13 protein-coding genes are annotated in these 14,714 nt (G+C 52.9%); 7 read left to right on the top strand and 6 right to left on the bottom strand.

The features are described 5' to 3' along the window. Nucleotide 1 precedes the first annotated feature (1 nt). The 3 genes from ynaL to ACTJI7_RS13345 form a co-directional block, all read right to left on the bottom strand. Nucleotides 2-184, bottom strand: a complete 183-nt coding sequence (ynaL, locus tag ACTJI7_RS13355; protein WP_071993717.1) for a proline-rich small protein YnaL — start codon at nucleotides 182-184, stop codon at nucleotides 2-4. Nucleotides 185-457: 273 nt separating this feature from the next. Further along, entirely contained in the window at nucleotides 458-1,441 is a 984-nt protein-coding gene (gene zntB / locus ACTJI7_RS13350) for a zinc transporter ZntB (RefSeq protein WP_028013350.1), read from the bottom strand. Nucleotides 1,442-1,595: 154 nt separating this feature from the next. Then, nucleotides 1,596-2,738, bottom strand: coding sequence for a methyl-accepting chemotaxis protein (locus ACTJI7_RS13345; RefSeq protein ID WP_440669429.1), 1,143 nt, complete (start codon nucleotides 2,736-2,738; stop codon nucleotides 1,596-1,598). A 454-nt stretch (nucleotides 2,739-3,192) separates the two neighbouring features. Between ACTJI7_RS13345 and ACTJI7_RS13340 the strand changes: the two genes are divergently transcribed. From ACTJI7_RS13340 to ACTJI7_RS13330, 3 genes are all read left to right on the top strand, one after another. Beyond that, nucleotides 3,193-5,322, top strand: coding sequence for a putative bifunctional diguanylate cyclase/phosphodiesterase (locus tag ACTJI7_RS13340; RefSeq protein ID WP_258150617.1), 2,130 nt, complete (start codon nucleotides 3,193-3,195; stop codon nucleotides 5,320-5,322). A 92-nt stretch (nucleotides 5,323-5,414) separates the two neighbouring features. Beyond that, nucleotides 5,415-6,647 (top strand): sensor domain-containing diguanylate cyclase, encoded by a 1,233-nt coding sequence (locus tag ACTJI7_RS13335; protein WP_258150618.1) that lies wholly within the window; start codon nucleotides 5,415-5,417, stop codon nucleotides 6,645-6,647. A gap of 74 nt (nucleotides 6,648-6,721) precedes the next feature. Next, nucleotides 6,722-6,862 (top strand): Ecr family regulatory small membrane protein, encoded by a 141-nt coding sequence (locus tag ACTJI7_RS13330; protein WP_032644880.1) that lies wholly within the window; start codon nucleotides 6,722-6,724, stop codon nucleotides 6,860-6,862. Between the two features lie 190 nt (nucleotides 6,863-7,052). Here ACTJI7_RS13330 and ACTJI7_RS13325 read toward each other — a convergent pair whose 3' ends face one another. Next, a complete protein-coding gene (locus ACTJI7_RS13325; protein WP_258150619.1) occupies nucleotides 7,053-7,952 on the bottom strand; it encodes a LysR family transcriptional regulator in 900 nt (299 codons plus the stop codon). 142 nt (nucleotides 7,953-8,094) lie between these two features. Between ACTJI7_RS13325 and ACTJI7_RS13320 the strand changes: the two genes are divergently transcribed. Next, on the top strand, nucleotides 8,095-9,024 hold the full coding sequence (locus ACTJI7_RS13320) for an aromatic alcohol reductase (protein WP_258150620.1): 930 nt from the start codon (nucleotides 8,095-8,097) through the stop codon (nucleotides 9,022-9,024). 101 nt (nucleotides 9,025-9,125) lie between these two features. On the opposite strand, the gene ACTJI7_RS13315 is transcribed toward ACTJI7_RS13320, so the two are convergent. Beyond that, nucleotides 9,126-10,742 carry a peptide ABC transporter substrate-binding protein gene (locus tag ACTJI7_RS13315; RefSeq protein ID WP_028013356.1) on the bottom strand — a complete coding sequence of 539 codons (1,617 nt, stop codon included), beginning with the start codon at nucleotides 10,740-10,742 and terminating at the stop codon, nucleotides 9,126-9,128. A 185-nt stretch (nucleotides 10,743-10,927) separates the two neighbouring features. On the opposite strand from ACTJI7_RS13315, the gene mpaA reads away from it, so the two are divergent. Continuing rightward, complete coding sequence (gene mpaA, locus ACTJI7_RS13310; protein ID WP_440669426.1) at nucleotides 10,928-11,641, top strand: murein tripeptide amidase MpaA; 714 nt, start codon at nucleotides 10,928-10,930, stop codon at nucleotides 11,639-11,641. Here the strand turns inward: mpaA and ycjG are convergent. After that, the gene (gene ycjG, locus ACTJI7_RS13305; protein ID WP_028013358.1) at nucleotides 11,632-12,597 is read right to left on the bottom strand and encodes an L-Ala-D/L-Glu epimerase; all 966 of its coding nucleotides are present in this window, start codon (nucleotides 12,595-12,597) and stop codon (nucleotides 11,632-11,634) included. The genes mpaA and ycjG overlap by 10 nt on opposite strands. A 108-nt stretch (nucleotides 12,598-12,705) precedes the next feature. Here ycjG and tpx point away from each other — a divergent pair, with 108 nt between their 5' ends. Further along, nucleotides 12,706-13,212, top strand: coding sequence for a thiol peroxidase (tpx, locus tag ACTJI7_RS13300; protein WP_028013359.1), 507 nt, complete (start codon nucleotides 12,706-12,708; stop codon nucleotides 13,210-13,212). Nucleotides 13,213-13,487: 275 nt separating this feature from the next. Further along, nucleotides 13,488-14,696 (top strand): aldose 1-epimerase family protein, encoded by a 1,209-nt coding sequence (locus ACTJI7_RS13295; protein ID WP_048959060.1) that lies wholly within the window; start codon nucleotides 13,488-13,490, stop codon nucleotides 14,694-14,696. Nucleotides 14,697-14,714: the final 18 nt, after the last annotated feature.

The raw sequence follows: 14,714 nt of genomic DNA, 5'->3' as shown, positions 1-14,714 counted from the left end.
GTCAGATGGCGCGTATCCTCGCAGATCTCGGGGTTCGATGCGACAATTTAATCGGTTCTTCGTCCGGCGGCGGGTCTGGCATCGGCTGCGGACGCGGAATGGGATCTGGCATCGGCACGGGATCGGTGGGGACAGGATCGGACTGACGCGCGTGTTGCAGTAGCAGAGCGAGTAAAATGCTCATCTTTCCCTCCAGGATTTGCTGTCGTCCCTTTTAGGGTAGACGCTGAGAAACAGGAGGCAAAAAAAAGCCGACTATAAAGTCGGCGTCGTACGAATCAATTGTGCTATGCAGTAATTCAAAAAAGGAAGTAAGACAATATGGAGCGCAACGCCCATCGCTTGACGTTGCATTCACCTGCGGGAGTAATATTGCACCTTACGGGGGTGATGTTTATTGACTTCGCTCAATTAAAAGAGCGTTTTAATCCTCGAAAAAGGTGAAAAAATCGTAAATTTACAGCCATTTACTACGATGCAACCACCATGCAACACCACCAATCAAAACAACTAACATGACGCAAAACGCGGTGAAGCCGTACCGATATTCGCCGCCGGGTATACCGCCCAGATTAACGCCAAAAAGCCCTGTCAGAAATGTGCTGGGTAAAAAGACCATCGCCATCAGGGACATCGTGTAGGTTCTTCTCGCCAGCGACTCCTGCATCACCTGCGCGATTTCATCCGCCATCACCGCCGTTCGGGCGATACAGGAATCGATCTCATCCAGCCCGCGGCCCAGCCTGTCAGCAATGTCCTGCATCCGGCGGCGCTGATCGTCATTCATCCAATTGAGTCTTTCACTGGCCAGACGGGCATACACATCCCGTTGTGGCGTCATATACCGACGCATCACGATCAGCTGCTTGCGCAATAGCGCCAGAAAGCCGCGCGGAGGGATCTGCTGATCGAGCAGATTATCTTCCAGGTCGATGATTTTATCGTGCAGCTCTTCAATAAATTCGCTCGCATGATCGGTCAGGGCGTCACAGACGTCCACCAGCCAGCTGCCGCAGTCAACCGGTCCGGTCCCCTCTTTGAGATCGTTCACAATGTCATCCAGCGCCAGAACCTTACGCTGACGTGTGGAAACAATCAGCCCATCGTCCATATAGACGCGCATCGCAACCAGCTGATCGGGACGTTCATCCGTGCTGCCGTTTATACAGCGCAGGGTGATAAGCGTCCCGTCTCCCATCCTGCTTACGCGAGGCCGCAGGCTTTCCCCCGCAAGCGCATCACGTACGTTGTTAGGCAGCAGCGGAGTCGAGGCCAGCCAGTCAGCGCTGTCCGGGTGGGTATAGTTCAGATGTAGCCAGCAGGGATGCTCTTTATCAATGACATCATCATCTTCCAGCGGTCGGGCACCGCCGCGACCGTCCAGCACCCACGCAAAAACTGCGTCAGGAACGTTAAGTTCGGATCCTTTAATGCTCTCCACAGCGCCTCCCCTGTTTGGCTCTTTCGATGTCAGTCTAGCTTCCATCAGGGGTTAAGCAACAACTATGTTTCGCATCGCGCTGAAATCGCTCAGGAATTGTACACGCTATATTTTGAGAATAAAAAAGCCTGGCATGCCAGGCTTCGGGAAGCTGTCAATGAGAGTGCTCGGGGCGCGGATGAAACGAGACAGGGCTGGCTACTGGTGACAGGGGGTGCCCCTGGTCCAGCCTGAAATTTCGGGTCCGCGTCTGCAGTTCGATCACCTGATTACGCAGCACATCAGAGGAACCGTTGAGCTCCTCCGCCATCGCCACGTTGCTTTGCGTGACCCGCTCCAGTTCGGACAGCGCCAGCGTGATCTGGGAAATGCCCTTCTCCTGCTCTGCGGTTGAGGTAGAAATTTCGTCCATTAACCGGCTGACGTTGCCGGAGCCGGTCACGATGTCACGCATATTCTTCTCCGCTTCCGACACAACGCTGGCCCCCTGGGTGACATTACTGCTGGTAACGTCAATCAGCGTTTTGATGTTTTTCGCCGCCTCGGCGCTGCGGTGAGCAAGGTTTCGGACTTCCTCTGCGACCACGGAGAACCCTTTCCCGTGATCGCCCGCCCGCGCGGCCTCGACGGCCGCGTTAAGCGCCAGAATATTCGTCTGGAATGCAATCCCGTCGATCAGCGAGATAATTTCCGTCATCTGCTGCGCGCACTCGGTAATGGATTGCATATTGCTGGCAACCTGTTCCATCAGTTCTCCGCCCTTGCGCGCCTGCAGCGTCGCGGCATTCGCCTGCTCGCTCGCCAGCCGGGTATTATCGGCATTGTTTCGGGTACTTGCCGCCATCTGCTCCATACTTGCCGCAGTTTGCACCAGAGATGCAGACTGTTGCTCTGTTTTCACCGAGAGCTGAGCACTGCGGGAAGAGAGCTGATCCGACAAGGCCATGGCGTTTTGTGATGATGCCCTGATCTCACGCACCAGCGTAGCGATGTTGCTGGAAAGAGTATTAATCCCGGGAATTAATCGCCCCGCGCAGTTATTGCCAAACTCGGGGATAGAGACGCCTAAGTTGCCTGCGGTCACTTCTTCAATACTTTTTTTCACAGTATTGATCGGCGTCACAAGAAACTTCGTCATATAACTCCAGAGCAAAAATAATCCAACGAAATTGACCAGATTAATCGAAACGAAAAGAGGAAGATTGCTGGAAAATAGAGCAACGATACCTGCATTCACTAAAAACAGGCACAGCAGGAACCAGGCAATGAAGGTCCTGACACTAATATTTCTTAGCATGATTTTACCCACAACTTATATTTTGGTCGGCATTTAGATTTATAGCATTCACTTTTGCGTTTGTCCTCACATAATACGCTGGTTTCTCGTTTCGCCGTTACCCACCCTGTATTTAACTTAAGTCAGATAAAAAAGAGGTTTTAGTAGAAATGTCATACCCCATATGCTGTATTGCTGGTCCAAAGCCTCCTGAAGCGATACCATTATCTGCGGTACAACGGTCCATATGCACACATATTTAAGACGCTTTGCTACAATCTATCAACTATGTTTAGCCGTACTTAATGCATTAACATAAAGAATATATTTTATATTTCGGGTAAGTTTGACCTTTTATATAAGTGGCTATTTTCCACGATAAATAACTAATATGGTTTGAATGCGCATGTTCGTTGCCAGATAAAGACGTGCCGGCCGGCAAAATCGGTAACCCTCTCAGGTGTGGGATTGCATAATGCTCAATATATCGTGGGACCCTGTGTTGATCGCTGTCTCTTATCTGGTGGCGTTTATCGCCTCCTTTGTGGCCCTGGACAGCGCCGGGAAAATTCCCCTTTCCAGCCGTAAAGCGTCTCTGTTCTGGCGCATTGCCGGCGGGATCACGCTGGGCATCGGGATCTGGTCAATGCACTTCATCGGTATGCTGTCGATGCAAATGCCGATGATGATGAGCTATGACCTATGGCTAACCCTTGCGTCTCTCGGCGTGGCGATCGTTGCCTCCACGATAGCAATAAATATTGCCGTTACGGGCAAACACCTCTCTCCCTTTCGGCTGTTCTTCGCCACGGTTATCCTCAGCGCTGGCGTGGTCGCTATGCACTATATCGGCATGGCCGCGTTGATGCTGGAAGGAAGCATCCTCTGGGATCGGCGCATTGTGGGTGTGTCCGTGATGATTGCCGTGGTCGCCTCCGGCGTGGCGCTGTGGCTGGCTTTTCGCCTTAGAGATAAGCACAAAGGGGTCTTTGTGACTCGCATTCTCGCCGCGTTAGTCATGGGCGCCGCCATTTGCGCGATGCACTATACGGGCATGAGCGCCGCGCATTTCCATGAGATGGCGCATACGCTCCCCGGCGGGGTCAGCGAGCTGGGGTTATCCATCTGGGTTTCCGTCACCACGCTCGCCCTGCTCGGCATGATGTTAATTATTTCGCTTATCGATTCGCACTGGCGGACCAGCCGACTGACGGACAATCTGCGCCAACTCAACCGTCAGCTTGAGCTACAGGTTCGCTTTGACGCTCTCACCGGCCTTGCAAACCGCCAGCAGATGGATATCCGAATGCAGGATTGTCTGCACAGCGCCTTGTTGAGTAACAAACAATTTGCCGTGATTTTTCTGAATGTCGATCGCTTCAGACGCGTGAATGATACCTGGGGTCACAGCGTCGGTGATGAGTTATTAATTACCATTGCCCAGCGCATCACCTCCCTACTTACCCGTGAGATGACGCTGGCCAGGCTGGGTGGGGATGCCTTTATCCTGCTGGTTCCCGAATACGACGAAGAAAAGCTCACTACCCTGCTCACGACGCTGCTCGCGGATATGCGCCGTCCGCTATCCCTTTGCGGACATACGCTGAGTACCACCCTCAGCGCGGGTGTAAGCCTTTATCCTCAGGATGGCGAAACGCTGCATGAACTGAAGTTTAAGGCGGATGCCGCCTTACACCACGTTAAGCAAGAAGGTCGTAACGGCTGGGCGTTTTACCGCCCTGAGATGTCAACGGCGGTTCCGGCGCAGCCGGGTTTTCTGCAGGAACTTTATCAGGCGCTGGAAAGCGATCGGTTTGAACTGTGGTATCAGCCAACCTGGCATGCTAAAGAGAAGACAATCCACGGTTTTGAGGCTCTTCTGCGCTGGCGGCATCCGGAGCAAGGCGTTTTGCTGCCAGGTCTGTTTTTACCCACTCTGGAACAAACGGGTTTGATTATTCCGGTTGGCAACTGGGCTATTGAAGCCGCGTGTCGGCAGCTTCATTTCTGGACTGAACAAGGTTTCAGCCAGTGGACGTTATCGCTCAATTTATCCCCCATTCAGTTCGAACAGCCGGATATCTTTCACATCGTGTCGTCCATGCTGGATAAATATAATCTGTCGCCCTCAAGGCTGATCCTGGAGGTCACGGAGAGTACCGCGCTAAAAAATCTCGACCGCAGCATCGAGCTGCTCAACGCCTTTAACCATGCGGGGATCACCGTCTCTATTGATGATTTTGGCACGGGTTATTCCAACCTGCTGATGCTGAGCGTTCTTCCGGCAAAAGAGCTTAAAATCGACAAGAGCTTTGTGTCCTCTATGCTGGGAAATGAAAAAAGCCGCAAGCTGGTGGAAACCATTATTAATATTGCCCGCACCATGGAGATGACTGTCGTTGCCGAGGGGATTGAAACGGACGAACAGCAGGCAATACTGACCAGCCTCGGCTGTGACTATCTCCAGGGCTACCTTTTCTCCCGCCCCTTGCCCGCTGAACAGGTTCCGTGGCTGCTGCTACAAAAAAACTCAGACAAACAAATTATACCCATAAGTAAAATTCAAACGGACCCCGAATTTATTTCACAAAAAAATCATGCCTGACGGGATTGAGTAGAGTATGTTTCAAGGGAGTACATGCGGGTCAGTTCTGCCATGATTGCCAGGCGTATCGTGCCGATGAACAGGAAAATACTATGTCGCAAAATAGTTTTGATGCGCTTAATGCAATTAAAACGCCCGTGTGGCTCATTTCTCCTGTTTCGGAACAGATTATTTTTGCAAATGTGGCCGCAATACAGCTAACGGGTAATAAAACGCTGAATGACCTGCGTAAAGGGTCCTGTTCTGCAAGTGCGCAAACCGTACTGTCAATGTATGTTCCTGAACTGAAGAACGATCACGATATTGTCGAGATCTGGACAGTTAGCCGGGGCGGGCAGGACGTACCGATAAGCTGTCGCCTCTCCCTCACCCACGTCACGCCGGATGGTGATGTTATCGTTTTCGAAGGGATCTCTTCGTACGCCCCCTCAGGCCTGAAAGCCAGCCGTTCCGCAACCTATCAACGCAAAAAACAGGGGTTTTACGCACGCTTTTTCCTGACCAACAGCGCACCAATGTTGCTAATCGATCCTGCCCGTGACGGGCAAATTGTCGATGCAAACCTGGCCGCGCTCAGCTTTTACGGTTATTCACATGATGAGATGTGCCGGAAGCACACCTGGGAAATTAACACGCTTGGCAGAGGCGTCATGCCCATCATGACGGAGATCGCCGCGCTGCCCGGCGGACATAAGCCGCTTAATTTTATTCACCGCCTTGCCGATGGCACCACCCGCCACGTCCAGACCTACGCGGGGCCCATTGAGATCTACGGCGACAAACTGATGCTGTGCATAATCCATGATATTACTGAGCAAAAGAGGCTTGAGCAGGAGCTGGAAAATGCTGCATTACGTGACTCGATGACGGGGTTACTCAACCGACGTCAGTTTTATAACGTTATCGACCAAACCAACCTGAGCCACCTCTCCGCCCAGCAGCAATTTAGCCTGCTGCTGGTGGATACCGATCATTTTAAAAACATCAATGACCTCTTTGGTCATCTGAAGGGTGATGAGGTGCTCATCGCCCTCTCCCGAACGCTGGAAGCCTGCAGCAGACAAGATGACCTGGTGTTCCGCTGGGGCGGTGAAGAGTTTGTCATCCTGTTGCCGCGTACGCCTCTCGAAACGGCGCTGAAGATTGCCGAATCCGTCCGTGCGGCGGTCGCCCATATTACCCTCCCAGGCTTACCACGATTTACCGTCAGTATTGGCGTGGCTCGGCATGACCCGGAAGAGAGTATTGACGCGCTGTTTAAACGTGTCGACGATGCGCTCTATCGCGCCAAAAACGACGGGCGTAATAAAGTCCTTGCGGCATGAAACTGGAGTATCGTGAAAAGCCCCGCTACAATGCCCAGCTTAAGTAAATTAACGACGGGTGGGTTGTGGCAACAATGGGAAAGACAGAAATAATACTCACCTTAATTATTTTATTGCTTATTATATTTGGCTTATGGTTTATTTTCAGCGGTGAGATTTGGTTTTTCGTTGAATATCTGGAAAACAGTCTCTACCCCACTTTTGACGCACTGTAGTGCACGTTTAATTTATTGTTTCACCTACCGAATTTGTCAGGTATCTGCATTGCCCTCAGCCACGTAAGATACGCGGCGTTATCCTCCAACAATGTTGATAACGAATCACTAAATCATTTGTTTATTTCGCCCGTTCTCTGACGGGCTTTTTTTATTTCCGACTTTTAAGCAAAACCAGAGTTTTCGCCCGTCAGTCACCATGTTGGTGTAGCACCGCTCTGCTCCAGTCATAAAAGGCGCGTACCGAAGGCGGGAGATAGTGATTTTGTGGATAGACAAGCGAAAGCGGTAAATCGAAAGAGACGTCCTCCATACAGCGGACCAACGCCCTGCTCTTCAGATACGGCTCAGCCAGATAGCTGGCCACGCGAATTAATCCGAGCCCTTGAATTCCGGCCTGGATATAGGCATCGGTGTCATCGACGATCAGCGTCTCTTTCATGCGGATTGCACAATCGCCGTCATCACGCGTAAAAAACCAGTCGATGGTACGCCCGGTGCGGTGGTTCAGGTAGCCGACTGCGTAATGCTTTTCCAGTTGGTCGAGATTTTCCGGCTTACCACAGGCGGCTATATAGCCCGGAGAAGCCAGAACAACCCATCTGAAGTTCGCCAGAGGGCGCGCGACCAGCGTCGTTGAATCTTCGATCCTCCCGGTGCGGATCACGCAGTCATACCCTTCCTGAATAATGTCCTCCACGTTATCGCTGGAACAGAGTATCAGCTCCAGCTCGGGATACTGGCGGAGAAATTCAGGGAGATTGGGAAGAATGCAATGTCGGGCGAGAGACTGCGGCATCCCGACTTTAAAACGGCCTCTTGGCTGCGCGGATCTGCCGGGAAAGGAAGACTCCATTGTCGCAATATCCGTCAGCAGCCGTTTGCTCTCGTCATAGTAACGTCGGCCTTCTGCGGTCACGCTGAGTTTCCGGGTGGTGCGTTGTAAAAGCTGAATGCCCAGATATGTTTCCAGCTCCTTAACGACCCGCGATACGGTAGAGCGCGGTAGCCCCAACACTTCTGCCGCCCTGGCGAAGCTATGGGTCTCGACCACACAAACGTATACCCGCATTGATTCCAGTTTATCCATATTCCCACCGCGCCCGAAAAGATCGATTATCCCATTTTTACGAACAGTCTAACTTATGCTTGTCGTCTTATCGAATGCAGCCATCTGACATAACCTTGCTCAAGTTGAAGTAATCAAACGATTAAACAAAGAGAGGCTCAGTATGAAAGAACGTGATATCACGACAGGCGAAAAAGTATTAGTGCTTGGTGCAGGACAATTGGGCGCTGCCGTGCTGGAGTATCTGGTTCCGGCACTCACGCAGCGCGACGGCGCTGTCTACGTTATCGTATCGCCCGGCTCCAGGGACAGCCGGGGTAAGCTTCTGTCCGAAACGCATCAAAAACTGGCTGATGCAGGGGCCAAATTTATCTCTGTCGATGTCGCTGCCAGCACGATTGACGCGTTAAAAAACCACTTCGCGGATTTTGATACTGTTATCAACTGCATGGGGTTTGTCGCTGGCGCGGGAACACAGATAAAGATTACTCGCGCGGTACTGGAGGCTGGCGTTAAACGCTATTTTCCCTGGCAGTTTGGCGTGAATTACGATGTGGTAGGCAAAGGGAGCTGTCAGCCCGTCTGGGACGAGCAGTATGATGTCAGGACGCTACTGCGGGAACAGAACGCGACGGAATGGGTGATTGTTTCAACCGGCATGTTTACCAGTTTTCTCTTCGAACCGGCATTTGATGTGGTGAATTTATCCGAAAAAACCATTAATGCGCTCGGAGGATGGGAAACACAGGTTACCGTGACATCACCTGCGGATATTGGCCGACTCACCACCGAAATTTATTTGCATCAGCCGCGGATCGTAAATGAAGTGATATTTGTCGCAGGTGAAACAACCTCATACGGAAAACTGGCAGAAACCGTTGAACGTGTGACCGGCCAAACGTTCACTAAAGACGTATTACCCCTCTCTGTGCTACTGGATGAGCTGCGTTTGAAACCGGATGATACGATGACAGGCTATCGCACGGCCTTCGCCAGGGAAGACGGTGTATGGTGGCCGATGAAAGATACCTGGAATGTACAGAATAACCTGCCTACCCAGGATATAGCGTCATGGCTAAAAACCGTCATTTGAGGACATCACCTTTCAGGACGCTAATGAAAACTGGCGCTGTCAGCTGCGCCAGCTTTTGGTTTAGCCGTGGTTACCTTGCGTTAACAGCAAGCCAGTACCGATTAGTGCTTTTCAATATATATCGTCCGGCTATATGCCACGTCTTCCGGGTTATTGATGGGGTAGCCCTTCACCCAGGGCTTAATCAGGCGACCGTTAGTGTACTGATAAATTGGCGCGATGGGCGCCTTCTCCATAAGGATTTTCTCCGCCATGTTGTAGTCCGCATTGCGCGCCTTCGCGGTGGTTTCCAGCGTCGCCTGCTGGACGATCTTATCGTAGGCAGGGTCATTAAAGCGGGAGATATTGCCGCTGTGAGTGGAGGTCAACAATGACAGGAACGTTGATGGTTCGTTGTAATCGCCCACCCATGAGGCGCGGATCACATCAAAGTTGCCGGTGTTACGGCTATCAATGTAGGTTTTCCACTCCTGGTTTTGCAGTTTGACATCCACACCGAGATTTTTCTTCCACATGGAGGCCACCGCAATCGCGATTTTCTGGTGGTTTTCCGAAGTGTTATACAGCAGGTTCAGCTTTAGCGGACGCTGAGGACCGTATCCTGCAGCCTGCAGCAAGGTTTTGGCCTGGGCGTTCAGCTCCTGCTGCGACATCTGCTCAAACGGCGAGGCGTCCGGAGTGAACCCTGCCGTCACGTCTGGGGTGAAGTGCCAGGCGGGCTTCTCCCCCGTCCCTAACACCTTTTCTGCCATGATACGACGGTCGATGCTCATACTCAGCGCCAGACGAACCCGTGCATCCGCCGTCGGGCCTTTTTGGGTGTTAAAGGCATAGTAATACGTTCCCAACTGAGGCGGCGTATAAACCTGCCCCGGAATGTCCTTCATGAGCTTCTGATACATGTTTTTTGGGAACGATTCGGTAATATCAATATCCCCTGCCAGGTAGCGTTTGGTCGCCGACGATTCCTGATTAATCGGCACGAAGGTCACCTTCTGCAGTACCGTTTTGGCATTGTCCCAGTAGTGCGTATTGGGCACCACAACCAGTTTTTCATTCACCACGCGGTCCTTCAGAACGTAAGCCCCGTTCCCCACCAGCGCGCCCGGTCGCGTCCACTCTTTACCGCTTTCGACGTTAGCTTTTTGTACTGGATAAAAAGCAAAGTTCGCCGTCAGGTTGCTGAACCACGGCAGCGGTTTGTCCAGCTGAACGCGTAACGTTCTGGCGTCCACCGCCGTCACACCCAGCGTATCGGGCGCGGCTTTGCCGTCAATAATGGCCTGCGCGTTATTAATTCCCGCCAGCGCGGCAAACCAGGCAAATGGAGAGGTGGTTTTCGGGTCAACCAGACGCTGCCAGCTGTAGACAAAATCCTGGGCGGTGACAGGGGAGCCGTCGGACCATTTCGCGTCATCGCGTAAGGTAAACATCCAGACGCGGTTATCGTTGCTCTGCCAGCGTGTCGCCACGCCCGGCGTCAGCTCCCCTTTCTCATTCTGATTAACCAGACCTTCAAAGAGATCGCGAATCACCTGAATCTCTGGCAACCCCACGGCTTTCGCCGGATCCAGCGAAGCCGGCTCGTCTTTAATATGCCTGACCAGCTCCTGTTTTTGCGCCAGCGCAGTGCCCTGCGGCACGTCAGCTGCGAAAGAAAGTGAAGAGAGCCCGCACAGGCACAGTACGGCAAAAAGACGCGAAACAGGATGCTTCATAAGATCCCCTTTAATGAATTCAGGTATTAAGCAGATGCGTAATTATTTGTTTCGACAAAAAGAAATGCAAATAACTTACGCCTGAATAGTGATTTAAGGCAATTCTTAGCCATTACGGAAACTATTTGATTAACAGCGGGTTTTGCACAACACTGCCAGTAGTGACTTCTTTATCAGGATTTCGTATGGCAACCACCCGACCGAGAGCGGAACGCGGCGCCTTTCCGCCGGGCGCTGAGCAATATGGCCGCTCCTTTTTAGGCGCATCGCTGATCTGGTTCCCCGCCCCCGATGCAGACCGCGAAAGCGGCTTGATTCTTGCCGGCACGCACGGGGATGAAAACTCCTCCATCGTGACGCTTTCCTGCGCGCTGCGGACGCTGACGCCGTCATTGCGACGTCATCACGTGATTCTGGCGGTTAACCCGGACGGCTGCCAGCTGGGTCTTCGCGCCAATGCGCGAGGCGTTGACTTAAACCGTAATTTTCCATCAGCAAACTGGCGCGCCGGGGAAACGGTGTATCGCTGGAACAGCTCCGCCGAGGAGCGTGATGTGGTTCTGCTAACGGGAGATAAGCCGGGCTCAGAGCCGGAAACCCAGGCGCTGTGCAAGCTAATCCATAAGATCCATCCCGCGTGGGTGGTCTCCTTCCACGATCCGCTGGCCTGTATTGAAGATCCGCGTCACTCCGAGCTTGGCGCGTGGCTGGCAGACGCTTTCGCCCTGCCGCTCGTGACCAGCGTGGGCTATGAAACGCCGGGCTCGTTCGGTAGCTGGTGCGCCGATTTGAGCCTGCCCTGCATAACCGCTGAATTCCCGCCGATCTCCTCCGACGAGGCCAGCGAAAAATACTTAAAAGCCATGGTGGATCTTTTACGCTGGCAGCCTCAGAGATGAAGCACGCCGCTGGTAAAATGGAGCGCGGGAGAGACGTCAACCGCCAGCCACGTCGGGCCGTCCAGATCGGCGAAACGGACCTGATTGACCAGCGGTAGCGCCGCGCCGATTGCCCGGGACGTACAGAGCATACAGCCCAGCATCAGTGAAAAACCTTGCGCCCGGGCTTCTGCCGCCAGGGCCAGCGCCTCTGTCAGCCCGCCGGTCTTGTCGAGCTTAATATTAATCATCTCGTAGCGGCCCTGCAGCTCGCTCAAGCTCGCGCGGGTATGACAGCTTTCATCCGCACAAACGGGCAACGGATGGATAAAGTTCTTCAGCGCCGCGTCATCTTTTGCTGGCAGAGGCTGCTCCAGCATGGCCACCCCCAGGTCGGCCAGCAGCTGACAGCGGGCGGCCAGCCCTTCTGGATGCCATGATTCATTGGCATCAACAATCAGCGTGGCTGAGGGTACCGCCGCGCGAATGGCGACCATCCGCTCGCTAATCAGACGATCGTCAAGCTTCACCTTCAGCAGCCGGGCCCCGGCGTCATAAAGCGCTTTAGCGCTGGCGGCCATCTGTTCCGGCTCGCCAATCACTACCGTTTGCGCGGTAGCCACCGATTCAGGCAGCGCCACGCCCAGCAATGCTGTCAGGGGTTGCTGCTGTTTCGCCGCCTCCAGGCTCCAGAGCGCACTATCAATGGCGTTACGTGCGGCCCCGGCGGGCAAACGCTGCTGTAATGCCTCGCGCGTGAGCCCGGTTTGCAGGTCTGGCACCAGCGTCATGATATGCGCCATCACTGACGCGAGGCTTTCACCATAGCGCGGGTAAGGCGTACACTCCCCTACGCCTTTAAAACCGTCCTCTTCGATTTCAACGACCACCACGCTGGCTTCGCTTCGACTGCCGCGGGAGATCACAAACGGGGTATGCAATGGCCAGGCTTCTTCATAGACCTTAACGCTTCTCATCACTGACTCCTTGCAGCCCGGAAAGGCGAAAAAATTTGGTTTGCCGTGTTATCCGCGGATGGCATACACTAGCCCCGACGTTAACTATATGTAAACAGGAAGATATCTATGTCACAACTCGTTCATTTCCAGGGCAACCCGGTTGCTGTTGCAGGTTCCATTCCGCAGGCTGGCAGCAAAGCGCAGGCTTTTACTCTGGTGGCTAAAGATCTGTCTGACGTCACACTGGCTCAGTTTGCGGGCAAACGCAAAGTGCTGAACATTTTCCCGAGCATTGATACCGGTGTTTGCGCCGCATCCGTGCGTAAGTTCAACCAGCTGGCAACTGAAATGGACAACACCGTTGTGCTGTGCATTTCTGCTGACCTGCCGTTCGCCCAGTCTCGCTTCTGCGGTGCTGAAGGCCTGAGCAACGTTATCACCCTCTCCACCCTGCGCAGCCCGGATTTCCTCGAAAACTATGGCGTCAGCATCGCCGAAGGCCCTCTGAAAGGCCTGGCAGCACGCGCGGTACTGGTTCTTGATGAAAACGACACTGTCATCTTCAGCGAACTGGTTAATGAAATCACTACCGAGCCGGATTACACCGCCGCGCTGGAAAAGCTGAAAGCATAATCATTACTTAGCATTCTATACCGCTTTTTCAAAACCTCGCTATGGCGGGGTTTTTTATTAATTACTCGCTGAATCGTTAAAGCAATAATGAGCTTGCGTCACAAAATTAACGCAATTCAGTTTCAAGAATTCAGCAAAATAGCGATCAGACCCGCATATTGATCGTTAAACAACCCTGAATTTACCCTCAGTGAGGCGCATCACATTTCCCTTATCGCCAAAACATTAGATTTGCTTACGAAGTTAAATAATCGTTTCAGCAAAAAGGGATAAATATGAAAATAAAACTGGCTTTAACGCTCCTTTCGGTACTGGTTTCGGGCCATGCCGCAGCAAAAACCTGGGTGCTGACAAGCGCTGAAAGCAGCGTGGAAAAAGGAAACTGGAAGATTTCCAGCGATGAGCTGAAAATTAACGATCGAACGTTCAGCATCGAGCAAAAAGTGTTGCACGGCGGCAAGCAGGAAGGCAGTAAAGTGATCGTTATTAGCAGTAAAAACGGGCTGACCATCACCTTAAGCCCGACGCGCGGGATGAACCTTCTGCATGTGGAGGGCTTTGGCACCAGGCTGGGGTGGAATTCGCCCGTTAAAGAGGTCGTTAATCCGGCGTATATTAATCTGGAAAGCCGAAACGGACTTGGCTGGCTGGAAGGTTTCAACGAGATGATGGTTCGCTGTGGCTACGAATGGACGGGGCACCCGGTCACCGCTGACGGCCAGATTTACACCCTGCATGGCAAGGCGGGGAATACACCGGCATCCCAGGTGGAGGTAGAAATTGCGGATGCTGCCCCGCATGAAATTCGTATTCGCGGTCTCATCAAAGAAAGCACCTTTAAAAAAGCGGATCTGCAAACCATGACCGAACTGCGTTACGTTCCAGGAACCAACCAGTTCAGCCTGCATGACGTTCTGACGAACCATGCCGATTACCCTCATGACTATCAGATCATCTACCACAGCAACTTCGGGGCGCCTGTCCTCGAAGAAGGCGCGCGCTTCCTTGCCCCGGCGGCAAGCGTGAGCCCGTTCAATGATTACGCGAAAGCGGGCGTTAACGACTGGCAAACCTACGCCGGGCCGACAAAAGGCTTTGATGAGATGGTCTTTAACATCAAACCGCTTGCGGACAGCAACCATGAAACCCTCGCGGCGGTGGTGAATAAAGCCGGTGACAAAGGCGCGTCAATTCAGTTTGATACCCGCCAGCTGCCCGTGCTGACCCTGTGGAAAAATACCGATACGCCAAAACAGGGCTATGTCACGGGGATTGAGCCAGGCACCAGCTACGCCTACCCCGTCACCATTGAACGCGAGCAGAAGCGGGTTAAGCAGCTGCAACCAGGCGCCAGCGCTCAGTTTGACCTGACCTATACCCTGCTACACAGCGCGCAGCAGGTGAAGGACGTCGAAAGCAGGATTGCGTCGATTCAGGGCGAGACAAAAACAGAGATCGTGACCACGCCGCTGGCGAAGGAATAAACATTAAAAAAGCCTCTT

The organism is Enterobacter sp. 22499, assembly GCF_052044815.1.
GTDB classification, from domain to species: Bacteria; Pseudomonadota; Gammaproteobacteria; order Enterobacterales; family Enterobacteriaceae; genus Enterobacter; species Enterobacter bugandensis.
Note: the sequence above shows the minus strand (reverse complement) of the source record. Positions and strands in the feature narration are given on the sequence as shown.

Coding starts and splice junctions, on each gene's coding strand:
- ynaL (WP_071993717.1), bottom strand. CDS start 184: ATGAGCATTTTACTCGCTCTGCTACTGCAACACGCGCGTCAGTCCGAT.
- ACTJI7_RS13345 (WP_440669429.1), bottom strand. CDS start 2,738: ATGCTAAGAAATATTAGTGTCAGGACCTTCATTGCCTGGTTCCTGCTG.
- ACTJI7_RS13340 (WP_258150617.1), top strand. CDS start 3,193: ATGCTCAATATATCGTGGGACCCTGTGTTGATCGCTGTCTCTTATCTG.
- ACTJI7_RS13335 (WP_258150618.1), top strand. CDS start 5,415: ATGTCGCAAAATAGTTTTGATGCGCTTAATGCAATTAAAACGCCCGTG.
- ACTJI7_RS13330 (WP_032644880.1), top strand. CDS start 6,722: ATGGGAAAGACAGAAATAATACTCACCTTAATTATTTTATTGCTTATT.
- ACTJI7_RS13325 (WP_258150619.1), bottom strand. CDS start 7,952: ATGGATAAACTGGAATCAATGCGGGTATACGTTTGTGTGGTCGAGACC.
- ACTJI7_RS13320 (WP_258150620.1), top strand. CDS start 8,095: ATGAAAGAACGTGATATCACGACAGGCGAAAAAGTATTAGTGCTTGGT.
- ACTJI7_RS13315 (WP_028013356.1), bottom strand. CDS start 10,742: ATGAAGCATCCTGTTTCGCGTCTTTTTGCCGTACTGTGCCTGTGCGGG.
- mpaA (WP_440669426.1), top strand. CDS start 10,928: ATGGCAACCACCCGACCGAGAGCGGAACGCGGCGCCTTTCCGCCGGGC.
- ycjG (WP_028013358.1), bottom strand. CDS start 12,597: ATGAGAAGCGTTAAGGTCTATGAAGAAGCCTGGCCATTGCATACCCCG.
- tpx (WP_028013359.1), top strand. CDS start 12,706: ATGTCACAACTCGTTCATTTCCAGGGCAACCCGGTTGCTGTTGCAGGT.
- ACTJI7_RS13295 (WP_048959060.1), top strand. CDS start 13,488: ATGAAAATAAAACTGGCTTTAACGCTCCTTTCGGTACTGGTTTCGGGC.